General features: G+C 61.0%; 13 protein-coding genes. 4 read left to right on the top strand and 9 right to left on the bottom strand.

Going from position 1 to position 14517, the window contains the following annotated elements; genetic code table 11:
• Nucleotides 1-18: 18 nt before the first annotated feature.
• The gene (rraA, locus tag HSS18214_RS0103870; protein ID WP_016913988.1) at nucleotides 19-513 is read right to left on the bottom strand and encodes a ribonuclease E activity regulator RraA; all 495 of its coding nucleotides are present in this window, start codon (nucleotides 511-513) and stop codon (nucleotides 19-21) included.
• 143 nt (nucleotides 514-656) lie between these two features.
• Nucleotides 657-3260, bottom strand: a complete 2604-nt coding sequence (acnB, locus tag HSS18214_RS0103865; protein ID WP_016913987.1) for a bifunctional aconitate hydratase 2/2-methylisocitrate dehydratase — start codon at nucleotides 3258-3260, stop codon at nucleotides 657-659.
• Nucleotides 3261-3790: 530 nt separating this feature from the next.
• Between acnB and HSS18214_RS0103860 the strand changes: the two genes are divergently transcribed.
• Together HSS18214_RS0103860 and HSS18214_RS0103855 are read left to right on the top strand one after the other, a co-directional pair.
• Nucleotides 3791-4447: a MiaE family protein gene (locus HSS18214_RS0103860; protein WP_026001703.1), complete on the top strand. Its 657-nt coding sequence runs from the start codon at nucleotides 3791-3793 to the stop codon at nucleotides 4445-4447.
• A 30-nt stretch (nucleotides 4448-4477) separates the two neighbouring features.
• Complete coding sequence (locus HSS18214_RS0103855) at nucleotides 4478-8383, top strand: ATP-binding protein (RefSeq protein WP_016913985.1); 3906 nt, start codon at nucleotides 4478-4480, stop codon at nucleotides 8381-8383.
• On the opposite strand, the gene HSS18214_RS0103850 is transcribed toward HSS18214_RS0103855, so the two are convergent.
• The 4 genes from HSS18214_RS0103850 to queC are packed head-to-tail and all read right to left on the bottom strand — an operon-like array spanning nucleotide 8380 to nucleotide 10875.
• On the bottom strand, nucleotides 8380-8664 hold the full coding sequence (locus HSS18214_RS0103850; protein ID WP_016913984.1) for a YkgJ family cysteine cluster protein: 285 nt from the start codon (nucleotides 8662-8664) through the stop codon (nucleotides 8380-8382). The genes HSS18214_RS0103855 and HSS18214_RS0103850 overlap by 4 nt on opposite strands.
• Nucleotides 8661-9494 (bottom strand): 6-carboxytetrahydropterin synthase, encoded by an 834-nt coding sequence (locus HSS18214_RS0103845; RefSeq protein WP_016913983.1) that lies wholly within the window; start codon nucleotides 9492-9494, stop codon nucleotides 8661-8663. The genes HSS18214_RS0103850 and HSS18214_RS0103845 overlap by 4 nt, the downstream gene beginning before the upstream one ends.
• Nucleotides 9494-10168, bottom strand: coding sequence for a 7-carboxy-7-deazaguanine synthase (queE, locus tag HSS18214_RS0103840; protein ID WP_016913982.1), 675 nt, complete (start codon nucleotides 10166-10168; stop codon nucleotides 9494-9496). Before queE ends, HSS18214_RS0103845 begins: the two co-directional genes overlap by 1 nt.
• Nucleotides 10168-10875, bottom strand: a complete 708-nt coding sequence (gene queC, locus HSS18214_RS0103835) for a 7-cyano-7-deazaguanine synthase QueC (RefSeq protein ID WP_016913981.1) — start codon at nucleotides 10873-10875, stop codon at nucleotides 10168-10170. The genes queE and queC overlap by 1 nt, the downstream gene beginning before the upstream one ends.
• 193 nt (nucleotides 10876-11068) lie before the next feature.
• On the opposite strand from queC, the gene HSS18214_RS0103830 reads away from it, so the two are divergent.
• Both HSS18214_RS0103830 and HSS18214_RS0103825 read left to right on the top strand, forming a co-directional pair.
• Complete coding sequence (locus HSS18214_RS0103830; RefSeq protein WP_016913980.1) at nucleotides 11069-11485, top strand: SRPBCC family protein; 417 nt, start codon at nucleotides 11069-11071, stop codon at nucleotides 11483-11485.
• Complete coding sequence (locus HSS18214_RS0103825) at nucleotides 11478-12146, top strand: TVP38/TMEM64 family protein (protein ID WP_016913979.1); 669 nt, start codon at nucleotides 11478-11480, stop codon at nucleotides 12144-12146. Before HSS18214_RS0103830 ends, HSS18214_RS0103825 begins: the two co-directional genes overlap by 8 nt.
• A gap of 10 nt (nucleotides 12147-12156) precedes the next feature.
• Here the strand turns inward: HSS18214_RS0103825 and HSS18214_RS0103820 are convergent, their stop codons facing one another.
• From HSS18214_RS0103820 to HSS18214_RS0103810, 3 genes are all read right to left on the bottom strand, one after another.
• On the bottom strand, nucleotides 12157-12396 hold the full coding sequence (locus HSS18214_RS0103820) for a DUF2789 domain-containing protein (RefSeq protein WP_016913978.1): 240 nt from the start codon (nucleotides 12394-12396) through the stop codon (nucleotides 12157-12159).
• 86 nt (nucleotides 12397-12482) lie between these two features.
• Entirely contained in the window at nucleotides 12483-13553 is a 1071-nt protein-coding gene (locus tag HSS18214_RS0103815; protein WP_016913977.1) for an asparaginase, read from the bottom strand.
• Between the two features lie 29 nt (nucleotides 13554-13582).
• A partial coding sequence (locus tag HSS18214_RS0103810) for an MFS transporter (RefSeq protein WP_026001700.1) occupies nucleotides 13583-14517 on the bottom strand: 935 nt, incomplete at its 5' end.

Below are 14517 nucleotides of genomic sequence, written 5' to 3'. Positions count from 1 at the left end.
AGCAGGAGATCGGCGCGATCAAGAGAGCTTGAGCGGCTGTTCGGCGACGATGATGCCGTTATTGTCGGCGTAAAGCCATTGACCCACCTGCAGCGTGACGCCTGCAAAGGTCACCGCCACGTCGCGCTGGCCTTCGCCATGTTTTTCGCTGCGACGAGGGTGGCTGCCCAGCGCTTGCACGCCCAGTGGCAGGGTGGCCAGAATGTCTACGTCTCTCACACAGCCATACATGATGACGCCTGCCCAACCGTTTTTGGCGGCTTGTTCAGCCAGCATGTCGCCCAACATGGCGCAGCGATGAGAGCCGCCTGCGTCCACCACCAGAATGGCGCCTTCGCCGGGTTCGGCGACGGCCTGCTTGACCATGGAGTTGTCTTCAAAGCATTTGACGGTACGAATAGGCCCATAAAAGCTATCGACGCCGCCAAAGTTGGCAAACATCGGCTCGAGCACCTTGACCTCGGGGTACTGGTCGCACAAATCGGGGGTCACGACGTGAGGTGTGGTCGTCATGAGAGTCTCCTGTCCATGAATGACACTGTGGGTAATAAAAACGCCCCAACCTGCAAGGGAAGGGGCGTTCGGTCATCGGCTCAGAGTCGCGTAGCGTCTCTGCGATGTTGCGAGCATCGGCGATGGGTCAGTAGCCTGGGCGCTTAAGCCTCTTGCGCTACTGGAATCACGTTCGAGGCGATTTTCTGATACTCCTCGATTTCGTGGAAGTTCATGTAACGATAGATTTCGCCGGCCAGGGCGTCAAATTCGCCCATGTAGCGCTGGTACTCAGCAACTGTCGGCAGGCGGCCTTCCACCGCGGCTACCGCTGCCAGCTCCGCCGAGGCGAGGTAGACGTTCGCGCCATCTCCCAGGCGGTTCGGGAAGTTACGTGTAGACGTAGACACGACGGTGCTCTTGGCAGCCACACGCGCCTGGTTACCCATACACAGTGAACATCCCGGCATTTCCATGCGGGCGCCTGCACGGCCGTAAATGCCGTAGTAACCCTCTTCGGTCAGCTGGTGCTGATCCATCTTGGTTGGTGGCGCCAACCACAGGCGGGTCTTCAGGCTACCCGCAGGCTGTTTCTCGAGCAGTTTACCGGCGGCACGGAAGTGACCGATGTTGGTCATGCACGAACCGATAAACACTTCGTCGATCTTCTCGCCAGCCACGTCGGAGAGCAGGCGAGCGTCGTCCGGATCGTTGGGGGCGCAGAGCACCGGCTCCTTGATCTCGCTGAGGTCGATCTCGATGACTTCGGCGTACTCGGCATCTTTATCCGCACGCATCAGTGACGGGTTGGCCAGCCAGGCTTCCATCCCTTCGATACGACGGCTGATGGTACGCTCGTCGCCGTAGCCGTTGGCAATCATCCACTTCAGCAGCGTGATGTTGGACTTCAGGTACTCGGTCACGCTCTCTTCGGACAGCGTGATGGTACAGCCAGCCGCACTACGCTCGGCCGAGGCATCGGAGAGTTCGAAGGCTTGCTCGACGGTGAGGTCTTCGAGGCCTTCGATTTCCAGCACGCGGCCGGAGAAGGCGTTTTTCTTGCCGGATTTCTCGACCGTCAGCAGACCCTGCTTGATGGCGTAGAGAGGAATGGCGTGAACCAGATCGCGCAGCGTGACGCCAGGTTGACGCTCACCCTTGAAACGCACCAGAACGGACTCGGGCATATCCAGCGGCATGACGCCAGTGGCAGCCGCAAAGGCAACCAGACCAGAACCTGCCGGGAAGGAGATACCGAGCGGGAAGCGGGTGTGGGAGTCACCGCCGGTGCCGACCGTATCCGGCAGCAGCATGCGGTTCAGCCAGCTGTGGATGATGCCGTCGCCGGGGCGCAGTGAAACACCACCGCGGTTCATGATGAAGTCGGGCAGGGTGTGGTGCGTGTCCACGTCCACCGGCTTGGGATAGGCAGCCGTGTGGCAGAAGGACTGCATGACCAGGTCGGCCTGGAAGCCCAGACAGGCCAGGTCTTTCAGCTCGTCACGGGTCATTGGGCCAGTGGTGTCCTGGGAGCCGACGGTAGACATCTTCGGCTCGCAGTACATGCCGGGGCGCACGCCGTTCAGGCCGCAGGCTTTGCCGACCATCTTCTGTGCCAGCGTGAAGCCTTTGCCGGTATCGGCAGGCTGGTCCGGCAGACGGAAAACGTCTGACGGCGCCAAGCCCAGGGACTCGCGCGCCTTGCCGGTCAGGCCACGGCCGATGATCAGCGGAATACGACCGCCTGCACGCACTTCATCGAGAATCAGCTGTGTTTTCAGCTCGAAGGTGGAGAGCACTTCATCGGTGCCGTGCTTGCACACTTTGCCTTCATAGGGATAGATGTCGATGACATCGCCCATTTCCAGCCTGGAAACATCCATCTCTACCGGCAGGGCGCCTGAATCTTCCATGGTGTTGAAGAAGATCGGGGCAATCTTGCCGCCAAAGCAGAAACCGCCGCCGCGCTTATTGGGCACGTAAGGGATGTCGTCACCGAAGAACCACAGCACCGAGTTGGTGGCTGATTTGCGCGAAGAGCCTGTGCCGACTACGTCGCCCACGTAAGCCACTGGGTAGCCTTTGGCTTTCACGGCTTCGATTTGCTTGAGCGGGCCAGTGGTGCCGGGTACTTCAGGCTCGATACCGTCACGCTCGTTCTTGAGCATGGCGTTGGCGTGCAGCGGGATGTCAGGGCGCGACCAGGCATCCGGCGCGGGCGACAGGTCGTCGGTGTTGGTTTCACCCGGGACCTTGAAGACGGTCAGGGTGATTTTCTCTTCCAGCGCAGGCTTGGAAAGGAACCACTCGGCGTCGGCCCAGGACTGCATGACGTCCTTGGCGACGGCGTTGCCATTCTTGGCGCGCTCTTCCACATCGTGGAACGCATCGAACATCAGCAGGGTGTGCTTGAGCTGTTCACCTGCTTCACGGGCCAGCTCTTCGTTATCGAGCAGCTCGACCAAGGAAGCGATGTTATAGCCGCCCTGCATGGTGCCCAGCAGTTTGACGGCATGGACCTTGTCGATCAGCGGCGAGGACGCCTCGCCTTTGGCCAACGCGGTCAGGAAGCCCGCTTTGACATAGGCGGCTTCGTCGACGCCCGGCGGTACCCGGTTGGTGATCAAGTCCAGAATGAACTCTTCTTCTCCGGCCGGCGGGTTCTTCAGCAGCTCGATCAGGTCGGCGACTTGTTCGGCGGTCAGGGGCTTGGCTGGGACGCCCTCTGCAGCGCGTTCCTCGACATGTTGGCGGTAAGCTTCAAGCACGTTGGGGCCCTCTCATCTTCTTGGTAGTGATCATCAGTGGTAGCAAAAGACGCCTGCACGGTAACAAGGACATCCTTCGATCACATGACATACGCTTGAGAATCAGCGTCTGGTGGATGGCTCGGATTCTACGGGAAACTGTCGACAATGTTAAGAAGTCAGGCAGGATGCCTACTTGTACTTTGTGTTGAGATGTTGAAAGACGCTTTCCTGAGGGCAGCTTTTTTGATTAATGTGCCGTAAACATGAACGTTTTTACCAAGAGGCGTGTTTTTGGGTGACGGCTGGTGTGATTATCGTGATGCCGCGTTACCATGGCTGCCAAGCGAGCGCTGGCCTGTAGAGCTGGGTAGCCTCGGCAAGCATGATTCCCGTGTGGAGCGTGATTCAGGCTTGCTATACATTAGTGTCAATGCATTTTTAAGCGAGGCTGGAAGACACGTTTGTTCATCCTCGAACCAATCAGGGAACGGACGCCATTGGCGTTTATATATTGTACAATAGTGTGATAAACGCTTGGTGCTGGTGTTATGTCGATACAATTAATGGCGTTGCAAACAGCGGAACATGCGCTGCAAGCGGATGATCTGCTGCCAGAAAGTTTGCATGACTTTTTAGCTTGCCCGACCCCCGATGCCTGGTTGCAATGGGCATTGGCCAACCCGGAAACACTGCTGATCGATCACGCACAGTGTGAAAAAAAAGCGGCTTCCACGGCCATGAGCCTGCTGTATCGCTACGTGGATCAGCCGCTGCTGTTGAGCAAGATGTCGCAATTGGCCCGCGAGGAGCTGCTTCATTTCGAGCAGGTAGTGGGCTTGATGGAACGCCGTGGTGTTCCTTATCGCCATCTGACGGCGTCACGCTACGCCGAAGGCCTTAGAAAGCATTTACGCAGTCAGGATCCTGAGCGCTTGATCGACCTGTTGATCATCGGCGCTCTGATCGAGGCGCGCAGCTGTGAGCGCTTCGCGCGACTCATTCCTTACCTGGACGAAGAGCTGGCCAAGTTCTATCGCACCCTGGTCAAGTCCGAGGGGCGTCATTTCGAAGACTATCTCTTGCTGGCTCGCCAGCAGACCGATGCGCCTATCGACGAACGCATCGCCTTCTTCGTTGCTCGTGAGGCGGAACTGATCATGTCTCCAGATACGGCTTTTCGTTTTCATAGTGGCGTGCCTGCGTGATGCGCCGCTAGCCAAGGCAGGATGTGTAACATGCGTGATGCTCAACAGACAGATCAGTTGACCCTGTTTGGTCACTTCTCCTTGACTCAAGGGGAGGACGTGCTCACTCATTTCAGCTACGACAAGGTCAAGGCGCTGCTGGTATATCTGCTGCTCCATCGTCAGCCCGTCAATCGTGCCGCCCTGGCGGAGCTGCTGTGGCCAGACCAGGGCCTCTCCTCGGGCAGAACCAACCTGCGCCATGCGCTGCACTGCCTGCGCCAATCCATGGGCGAGCATGCCGATCACGTCCTCAATGTGTCGCGGCAGACCATTGCCTTCCATTTGCCGTCCCACTGGCAGATGGATTTGCATGAGCTGCAGCAACTGCTGGAAGGGCCCAAGGATCTGGAGACACTGGATGCGCTGATGGAGTGCTACCAGGGGGATCTGATCGAGGAACTGCAGCTCAGCAACTGCAGCGAGTTCCAGCGCTGGCTGGTGCAAGTGCGCAATGAGTGGCGCCAACGAGTCATCCGTTTTGCCGAACAGGTGCTGGAAGCACACGCCGAAGTGCCGGATGCCATGCTGGAAGGACTGGTCAGCCGCTTTTCAGGCTACGGCCCGTTCCACGAGCGCTGGGTGCGGCAGCTAGCCGAGCAGAACCAGATGGCTGCGGCTCACGAGCAGTACAACAGCTACCTGCAACTGCTGGCGCTCTCCGGACAACAGCCTGAGCCCAGTTTCGTGCAATTGGCCAGTTTCTGGTCGGATGGCCACCACGACCCCCGGGCGATGTCGCCTCAGGGCGCCTTTTCGCGCGCGTTAGCTGCGGACAGCAAGCCGCTGCGCGAAGATGAGATCGAGCTGCGTCAGCTTTCGGTGATGGCCATCCGCTTGCGCTTGAAGGGTGACTGGCCGGATCGCGCGGCTACCCGCAACTGCCTGGCCTTGCAGCTGGAGCTGCTGAGATGGTTGGAGCAGCAGTGCCACCATCTGGGCGGTTTCTGGCTGCCGGGGGCAACGGGGGGCTTGGGTCTGGCCTGCTTCGGTACCCATGGTCCCGCCCATCAGCTGGCGGAGCTGGTGGCGCTTTACGAACACTGCCGTCAGGCGCTACCTCAGGAGAGCCGTCGCCACTGGGCCGGGGACGCCGAACCGCCGGTATTCGAACTGGCGGCCGGATTGCACAGCGGGCGCGTGGTCTACTTGCCCGAGCGCCAGCTGGCCGACCCGCTGGGCCAGGTGACGCAAGAGTCTCTGGAGTTGATGAGTGCCGCTGAGGGAAGCGAGCTGGTCATCTCTCAGGCAGCCAGCCAGCACATGCCCCCGGCGCTGGACTTGCAGCCCAGGCTGGTATCGCGTTTGGTGGCCAGCGATGGCCGCGTGCGTTTACGTGCGCTGGTGCTGGGCCAGAACGAAGGCGGGCGTGATGCCTTGCCACCGAGCCTGGTGGGAAGGGAAACCTCGCTACGCACCTTGCGCGATGCGCTGGCACGGGCTGGCATTGGTTTGCGGCAAAGCGTGTTGGTGCGGGGTGCCTCGGGCATGGGCAAGTCGGCGTTGATGGTGGGGTTTCGGCAGTTGGAGCTGAGCCGCGATGCGGCGATCTGCTGGCTTCCGACTACTCGGCTCTCGGTACTGGACCCATACGGTGTAGCCCGGTCGTTGCTGGCCTGGCACTTCGAACATCCGCCAACGCTCGATGCCGTGCATGCGCTGCAGGCAACGCTGGGCCTCGATACCTCGGATAGCGCGCGTCAGCAGCTGCTGGAAGAGGCGTTGGGGGTTCGCGAAGTTCAGGAAATCAGCCAGCTGACTCAAAATGGCGAAGCCGTGGAGCTGGTGGTGAAGCTCTTGCATCGGCTGATCGACCATCGTGCCGTGTCGCAAACTCTGGTGCTGATGATCGATGACCTGCAGTGGCTGGATGAACCCTCTTTCAAAGTGTTGGCGGGGCTACAGGCACGTCTGTCGATCAACACGGCCTTCATGATGGTGGCCAGCCACCACGGCCGCGAACCGCTACCGGTCAAACTGCACTGGGATCAGCAGATCACCCTGGGCAAGCTGGATGCACTGCAGTCTTCGCGGCTGCTGTCGCAACTTTCTCGTCGTTATCGTATTCATCTGAGCCCACGGCTGCGCAACCAGATCATCGAGCGCTGTGATGGTGTTCCGCTGTATATGCAGGAGATCTGTCGTCGCCTCGACATGGATCGACGGGAGGGGCGCAGCGTACAGCTGGATGAGCTGCCCAAGGGGCTGCTGGGGCTACTGGCCAGTCGAATCGATCAGTTGGAAAGCGACCGGGATATTGCCCATATTGCAGCGGTGCTGGGCAAGCGTTTTCGACTGGACTTGCTGGCCGAATGCAGTGGTTGGGAAAAGCCCAGGTTGTGCCAAGCGCTAGAGCACATGCGGGCGCTGGAGATCATCGAGCCCATCGACAAGGAGGGCGGTGATCATGAGTACCAGTTCAGTCACCAGTTGCTTCAAGAGGCGGCCTACCTCTCCTGTCCCCGTGACGTCAGGGTCAAGCTGCATCAGCAGGTCGTGACCTTGATTGAGGAGCGTTTTCCGGTATGGATCAGTCGCCATCCGGGAGACTTTGCCACGCATCTGCGGCGCAGCGGCCACTATGCACGTGGGGCGCGCTACTTCGAGCTCTCCGCGCGGGAAGCGCTCAAGGTGAGTGCCAACCGCACGGCGCTGCGCATGGCCGACTTCGGCCTGGCCAGCCTGCGCCACGTAGCCCATGAGGTAGAGCGTGAAGTCAGCCTGCTGACGGTACGTGGTCAGGCAGCGTTCGCCCTGGAAGGGCACGGTTCGCCCACGGCCCATGAAAGTTTTGTGAAGGCCCGTGAGCTGCTGCGCCAAACCGGGAGCGACACGCCTGACGACCCGGAAGATCTCGAGCAGATTTTCCTGGTCAAGTGGGGGCTATGGGTGGGGCGCAGCCAGCGCTATGCCCATGCCGACGCCTTTGCGCTGGCATCGACCCTGGCGGATATCGCCGCTCGCCTGGAAGACCCGCGCTACCGCCGATTGGCGGATTATGCGCGGGCACACTGTGAATACTGGGCGGGGCGTATTCAACAGGCCCACGACCACCTGGACGAAATCGATCCGCTGAATGCTCCCATGATGATCGAGTGGCTGCCGTTCTCGGATCATCCCCAGGTAACGGCGGCCTGTTTTCAGGGTTGGGCGCTTTGTCTGCGAGGTGATTACCATCGCGCAGAGCGGCATGTCGCGGCGGCCATTCGGCTGGCGGAGCAGATCGGCCACCCGGGTACCCTGGCCATGGCGCTGATGTTTGCGGCGGCATTGTATCGTCAGTTGGGCCATGTGCACTTGGCGGCCCGGCATGCCGAGCGAGCCGCGGCCATGACCGGTACGCCAGACCTGCAGCTTTGGCAGATTTCTGCGCAGGGGGTGCTGGGTTGGCAGCGGGCGTTGGCGGGGGATCAGGGCGGGCTGGTACAAATGCGCGACAGCCTGGACCAGATGGCCGAACTGAACGGACGAGACCGCTTCCAGCGCCCCGTGCTGTGGTACTCCGATGCCTGTATCGAGCTGGGCGAGCTGCAAGCGGCCGAGGATTATCTCGACCAGTGCCTGGTGATTGCCCGGGAGCGCACGACCCTCTTCCTGCCTGAACTGGCCACCCAGCTGGCACGCGTGCGCAACCTGTTGGGTCACCCCGCCCACGAGGTCAAGGCATTGGCGGAAATGGCCATTCAGCAATCCCGCGAGCACGGCAATCGCCACCAGGAACTGGCGGCGCTGGAGCTATGGCTCACGCGGATAGAACCCAATGACCAACAGGCGAAAGAAGTGTTTCGTCGACTGTTGGGCGAGGTGAGCCATAGCGATGCGCCGGTGCTGGTGCGCTGGGTGAGCCTGCTGGACCGGCGCTTGCCGCACCCGGTAAGCCTGGGAGGCGAGGTCTAGCCGCCGGTCGCGGTTTCCCACCAATAGAGTGTGGCGAGGGCCTCTTCTCGGTGCTCGCCACACACTTCCTTGTCGAAGTCGAACTGACGGCATACCGCAGGGCGACGGGGATCACCAAAGAGCATGCAGAGGTTTTGCTCATTCAATTGCACGCAGCGAATGCCCGAGGGCTTGCCGTCTGGCATGCCGGGAATGGGCGAGCTGATCGAAGGGGCAATGCAGCAGGCGCCACAGCCCATGCGGCAAGACGCCTGCTGATCGCTGGTAATCAGAATCGTCATGGCGCTGCCTGCGCGGTAGCCCCCTTGTTGATACCTTCGAAGGCTTCTACATGGGTTTCCTGCTGAGTTTGTTCGGCGATACTGCTGGCCAGCCAACGGGCAATGTTTTCCACGGTGGTGGGTGCCGGTAACACGCTGCAGCGGTGAGTGGGCAGGGTGATCGAGAACGCTCCCTGTTCGGCTGTGTAGCGGCAGGTCAGGGTGGTATCCGTCTGCTCCGCCACATCGGCCTGCTCCAGCAGGTAACGGTTGTCCAGCCATTCACTCCATTGTGCCTCAAGAGCGGGCTGGCGCTGCTGGTGTTGATAGACACGCAGCCGTGAGCGGTGGCCATGGGCGATACGCTGGCAGTTGCCCAGATGGCGTTTCAGGCCGTGGCTGTAGCCATAGGATGCGCCTTCGATACGCTCTTCCTGCAGGTTCAGGGTGACACGGGTGACGTTGCGAGGCCGAGCGCGTGTCAGCTCTTCGCTCAGGAGCTGGGTCACCCTTGCCACCGAGATGTGTTCCCAGGGGAGCAGGGTGAACGCCTGCGCAGGCCCGCGTACTTCCATCGGATAGGGCGTGGTGGTGCGAATGCACAGGCCTTCTGGGCACTCGCTGACCTCTACGCCAAGCGCCTTGGTGGGCACCAGCAGCGTATGGTCTAGCCCGTTGTCTAGCGTGCGCTTGATCCAGGGCTTCACTTCGCCAAAATCGAACAGCATGCCGTCTTCACCCAGTTCGCCATCCAGATGGGCGTCGACCTGCCAACTGCAGCCGGTCAAGCCGCGCTCAGGGCACCAAAGGGAGACATCGATATGGGTCAGGTGGTGAACGAATAAAGCCATCAATCGAATCCTGCGATCTTGTGGGTTTGCAGCGACAAGCGCCACTGGGGGTGGGTCATGCAATAGGCCGTCGTGGCGGCCACCGTGGCGGCATTGCGCTCAGCGACAGTGGTATGGATCGTGTCGGCATGCTGGGCGACGTGATCCATGGGCTGCAGGTAAAAGTGTCGAAAGTGCAGCGCGGCAAACTGCTCGGGCGGGGCGTCGTGCTGTGGGTACACCAGCTTCAGCTCATCCCCTTGGTGAATGGCCAGCGGGTTGCTGCCCTTGGGGCTGACGCATAGCCAGTCGATTCCGGCGGGCGCGGGCAGCGTGCCGTTGGTTTCCACGGCGACCTCGAACCCTTCGCTGTGCAGCATGGCGATGAGCGGGGTATCGAGCTGCAGTAACGGCTCTCCTCCGGTAAACACCACATAGGGCACCGCGCTGCCTGCGTTGGCTGGCCACAGCTGTTTGATATGCCGTGCCAACTGCTGCGGGCTTTCGAAGCGGCCGCCATTGGCGCCATCGGTGCCGATGAAATCGGTATCGCAGAAAGTGCACTTGGCCGTGGCTCGGTCGGCGTCACGCCCCGACCAGAGATTACAGCCTGTAAAGCGACAGAAAACGCTGGCGCGCCCCGCCTGGGCACCTTCGCCCTGCAGCGTGTAAAACGCTTCTTTGACGTGGTACATCAGCAGTCTCGCTCGGCAAGGGCAGCATACGCGAGCGGGTCGGTGGCCTGATTGGCGGCAAAGGCCGCCAGCCGTTCACGGCAGCTGCCACACTGCCCGCAGGCGAGCTGCTGGCCTTCGTAGCAGGTCCAGGTATGGCGGTAATCCAGGCCCATGGCGAGCCCATCACGCAGGATGGCGGCTTTGCTGGAGGCCAGATAAGGGGCATGGACGGTGACGGGTTCGAAGTTGGCAATCTGCGCCACATCGTTCATGGCTTCGACGAAGGCCGGGCGGCAGTCGGGGTAAAGCACGTGATCGCCGCCGTGCGCGCCATAATCCACACGGCTGGCACCGATATTGACTGCCTTGGCAATGGCCAACGACAGCAGAATCATGTTGCGATTGGGCACCACGGTGCTGTGGAGCGAGTCGGCATCGTACTCCCCTTGAGGCATGGTCAACGCAGCGTTGGTCAATGCCGAGTTGTCGATCAGCCCGTGGATGGCGCGAATATCGACGACCTGATGAGGGATGGCCAAGGACTCACATACCTGACGTGCAACGTCCAGTTCACGACGGTGGCGCTGACCGTAATCGAAGGATAGCGCATGGACAGCGAGGCCCTCGCGTAGCGCACGGTGAAGGACGGTATAGGAGTCCATGCCGCCGGAGTAGATGACGACGGTGGATGGCGCCTGGGCGCCGGATGATGCAGTGGATGACATGCTGGGTACTCATGGTCGGAGAATTTATGTCGTGCCTGCCCAAGCAGCAGGGCGGTGTTCCGGGGTCCGGTCCGGAAGGCGGGCAGTTTACGCAATGCCGCTCTTGCTGACCAGTGTTCTGGGTGGTGGCATCCGGTGTGCCAATGGAATTGGCGTGATAAGCTACTCGTCTACAGCCGCTAGAGATGGACGCATGGCCACCATAGAACATAGTGAAATCGTTAGAGCCTCCCCGGAGCGCGTATTTGACTTGTTACGCCGAGTGGAAGATTTTGCGGATTATTCGGACCTGATACGCTCGATCGATCGTCTTGGCGAAAACCGCTACCGCTGGCACGTGCGGGCAGTGGGCATGGATTGGGCGTTTGACGTGGAGGTAACCGATATCGATCCTCCAACGGTGCTGGCCTGGGAATCCCTGGATGGCGTCAAGAATCAGGGGCGCTATCAGCTGCGCGCCGTACCGGAAGGCACGGAGGTGTCACTGACCCTGAGTTATGACATTCGCAATCGCCTAATGGAAAAAGCGGTGAACAAGGCGGCCAAACCGCTGGTCGGAAAGGTCAGTCGACAAATTCTCGAGCGGGTTGAAGCACGCCTCCATGCGTAAATTATCTCTCTACTCCTGGCGATGGGCGGCCGCGTTTGCGGTGGCTGCCATGCTGGCCTACGTATGGCTTTGGTACTCCCCGGACCTGATGGCGGTGAAGCGCTGGGCCGCCACCATGTCGCACCATCCGGTGGTCGTGGTGACCGTCATGCTGACCATGGCGGTCACCTTGGCGATTGGCCTGCCCGGCAGTATTGGGCTGTGGTTGATCGCGCCTTTTTATCCGCCTTTGATCGCAACGCTCATGCTGACCGTCAGCAGTGTGGCGGGCGCCTGGGGGGCTTATTTGCTGGCGGCGCGAGTCGGGCAGCGGTGGCAGCCCAAGGGGCTGACGCTCAAGGTCATGGATACCCTGAAAGCGCGAAGTGACCTGCTGACCCAATGTGCCATGCGAGTGCTGCCGGGGTTTCCACATTCAGTGATCAATTTTGCGGCAGGCCTGGGGCATATTGCGCTGGGGCGCTATTTATTGGCTGCCACGCTGGGGCTGGCGGTGAAATGGGCCGTCTACAGCAGCGCCATTTACGGGGCGCTGGAAGCCATCGAGGAAGAGGACCCGCTACAGATGGACGTGCTGTTGCCCCTGTTGGCCCTGACGGCCCTGCTGCTGGCAGGGGCCTGGTACCGGCGCCGCCTGGAAGCGGCGCGGGATCAGACTTGAATTCAGGCGATCATTCCGCCTTGTGCATCGAGGCATCCAGATGATCGACCACCTCGGCCCAGTCGGCATCTTCTTCCACTGCTTCGCGTAGAAAATCCGCTTGGCCCTCGTTCCAGCAGGGGGCGTCGGCCAGCGGCATCTCCTTGGGTAACGGTGAATGTCGCTCAATAAAGCGTTCGATAGAAGCCGCGTCCGAGCGCAGCCCCAGCTGTTCAAACAGTTCACTAAAATGATGCACTGGTTGATCCATACGTTTTCACCTGTTTTCAGAAGGTTATGTTGCACTCCATGTGTCCTGTTTAACCATAGCCTGTCTGCTCCGGGATGCCAGTCTGGCTACCGCTCGCCCACTAACGGAGTGACGAAGCGCGTTGCCCGGTCGTCGTGGGTAAGCGGCTGCGCCAGCAAATGCACCAGCTTGGTGTAAGCTGCCTCGGGGGTCATGGAGCCCCCGGACAGCACGCCAGCGTCCGTCAGGCCGTGGCCAGCGGAGTAAGCGCCCAAGTGAAGGGTGCCTTGCGGGCACTGGCTGACCGCGGCCACCAGCTTTCCTTCTCCGCTGGCACGCGCCAGTACGGCTAACAGGTCCGGGTCGTCAGGCAAGTTGCCCGCTCCCCAGAGCTCCAGCAGTGCCCCCTTGACGCTGTCATGAGCCAGCCAACTGGAGAGTTGCCAGGCGGCCATGCCTGGCCACAGCGCGATGCGCACCACTTGCCCCTGAGCAAGACACCCATAATCCGGGAGTTCGAAGCGGGGCGCGCCACGCTGGTGAAGCGCCAGCCCCCGGCTGGGGTAAAGTACGCAGTCATCGCCTACCCGTTCGCCCAGCAGGGGGTAGTTGGGGGAGGCAAACGCGGTCATCGCTTCACAGTGCTGCTTCACCGCCCTGACACCCCGCATCAGGCGTCCCGCAAAGTAGATCGCCACTTCCTGCAGTTCACTCATGGCAGCGAATTGCAGGGCACCGCATACGTTGTCCAGAGCATCGCTATTGGCTGCCTCCAGCGGTTGCATGGCCCCTGTTAATACGACCGCCTTGTCCAGCCCCTGAAGCTGATAGGCCAGGCTCGAGGCGCTCCAGCTGAGCGTATCGGTGCCGTGCAGGATGACAAAGCCTCGATAGGCGGAAAAACGGGCGGCGATATCGCCTGCCAGCGTTTGCCACGTGGCAGGCGTGGCGGCGCTGGAGTCGATCAATGGGTCATGGCTGATGATGTCGTAGGCGGGCAGTGCCTGCTGTTGCGGGATAGGCAGCTGCTGCAGAGCATTGTGTAATCTGTCGGCAAAGTTGCCTGCTGGCATCAGTCCGGTGGCGGTTGGCTGCATGCCGATCGTGCCACCGGTGTAGATGATCAGTATCCGTTCATGTGAGCAGGTGGTCTCTGTCAGACGAGGAGCGTTACGCATGGTCATGTCCTGGTAAAGACAAGGAAGGATTATGGAAGGGTGACGCGTAGCTGGCCGCTTTGGTCATCCAGCTGCCGATTGCGGCCCGCAAGGCAGGCAAAACCGCAGCACACCAGTATCAAGCCGATGAGCAGCCAAGCAATATGCGCTGTCGAGGCGCCCATTTGCAGCATCACACCCACGCCGAAGGGGCCCAGCGCGGCCAGGGTGTAGCCGCCTCCCTGCACCAGCCCGGAAAGCTGTCCAGCCAAGGGGGCGTTGGCCGTGCGCAGCACTAGCAGGGCCAACGCCAGGCTGAAACTACCGCCCTGACCGAGGCCCAGCAGGATGGCGCCAGGCCATCGCCAAGCCAATGGGGCAATCAACAGTAGCGCCAAGCCGATGGCCGTGGCGGCCAGTACCATGAGGAGGGCAGGCCGCTGGTCCTTATGCAAGCGGGCAACCCATGGGGCGGCCAGTGCCGAGGTCAGTTGGCTCATGATGGAGACCGCCATGGTCCAGCCAGCGTCGGCTTCGCTGTAGCCACGGTCGATGAGCAGGGTGGGCAGCCAGCCAAACACGATGTAAGCCATGGAGGATTGAATGCCCATGAAGAGCATCACATGCCAGGTCAAGGGTTGGCGTAGCAAAGCGGCAAGCGGCACTCGGAAGGTGGGCTGTAGCGATGGTGCTGCGATTGGACGCGGTGCAAAGCCCGACCATAGCAGCCAGGCTGCCAGGGCCAGCAGTGACCAGCTCATCAGGCTAAGCTGCCAACTGCCCAGCCAAACCAGTAGTGGGACGCTCAGCCCTGCCCCCAGGGCGCCACCAAAGCAGAGCGCCATGGTGTACAGCCCGGTCAGCAGGTCGGCACTGTGCGGCAGTTCGCGTTTGACCAGGGCGGGAAGCAGTGTGCCCGCTATCCCGATAGCACCACCTGCCATGGCCGACCCCAGGTACAGCAACCCTGGCCAGGGAACTCCCC

It is taken from the genome of Vreelandella stevensii S18214 (genome assembly GCF_000275725.1).
GTDB classification, from domain to species: domain Bacteria; phylum Pseudomonadota; class Gammaproteobacteria; order Pseudomonadales; family Halomonadaceae; genus Vreelandella; species Vreelandella stevensii.
Note: the sequence above shows the minus strand (reverse complement) of the source record. Positions and strands in the feature narration are given on the sequence as shown.

Excerpts from the sequence above, each read along its gene's own strand:
- rraA (WP_016913988.1), bottom strand. The coding sequence starts at position 513 with ATGACGACCACACCTCACGTCGTGACCCCCGATTTGTGCGACCAGTAC.
- HSS18214_RS0103860 (WP_026001703.1), top strand. The coding sequence starts at position 3,791 with ATGTCGATACAATTAATGGCGTTGCAAACAGCGGAACATGCGCTGCAA.
- HSS18214_RS0103855 (WP_016913985.1), top strand. The coding sequence starts at position 4,478 with ATGCGTGATGCTCAACAGACAGATCAGTTGACCCTGTTTGGTCACTTC.
- HSS18214_RS0103850 (WP_016913984.1), bottom strand. The coding sequence starts at position 8,664 with ATGACGATTCTGATTACCAGCGATCAGCAGGCGTCTTGCCGCATGGGC.
- HSS18214_RS0103845 (WP_016913983.1), bottom strand. The coding sequence starts at position 9,494 with ATGGCTTTATTCGTTCACCACCTGACCCATATCGATGTCTCCCTTTGG.
- queE (WP_016913982.1), bottom strand. The coding sequence starts at position 10,168 with ATGTACCACGTCAAAGAAGCGTTTTACACGCTGCAGGGCGAAGGTGCC.
- queC (WP_016913981.1), bottom strand. The coding sequence starts at position 10,875 with ATGTCATCCACTGCATCATCCGGCGCCCAGGCGCCATCCACCGTCGTC.
- HSS18214_RS0103830 (WP_016913980.1), top strand. The coding sequence starts at position 11,069 with ATGGCCACCATAGAACATAGTGAAATCGTTAGAGCCTCCCCGGAGCGC.
- HSS18214_RS0103825 (WP_016913979.1), top strand. The coding sequence starts at position 11,478 with ATGCGTAAATTATCTCTCTACTCCTGGCGATGGGCGGCCGCGTTTGCG.
- HSS18214_RS0103820 (WP_016913978.1), bottom strand. The coding sequence starts at position 12,396 with ATGGATCAACCAGTGCATCATTTTAGTGAACTGTTTGAACAGCTGGGG.
- HSS18214_RS0103815 (WP_016913977.1), bottom strand. The coding sequence starts at position 13,553 with ATGCGTAACGCTCCTCGTCTGACAGAGACCACCTGCTCACATGAACGG.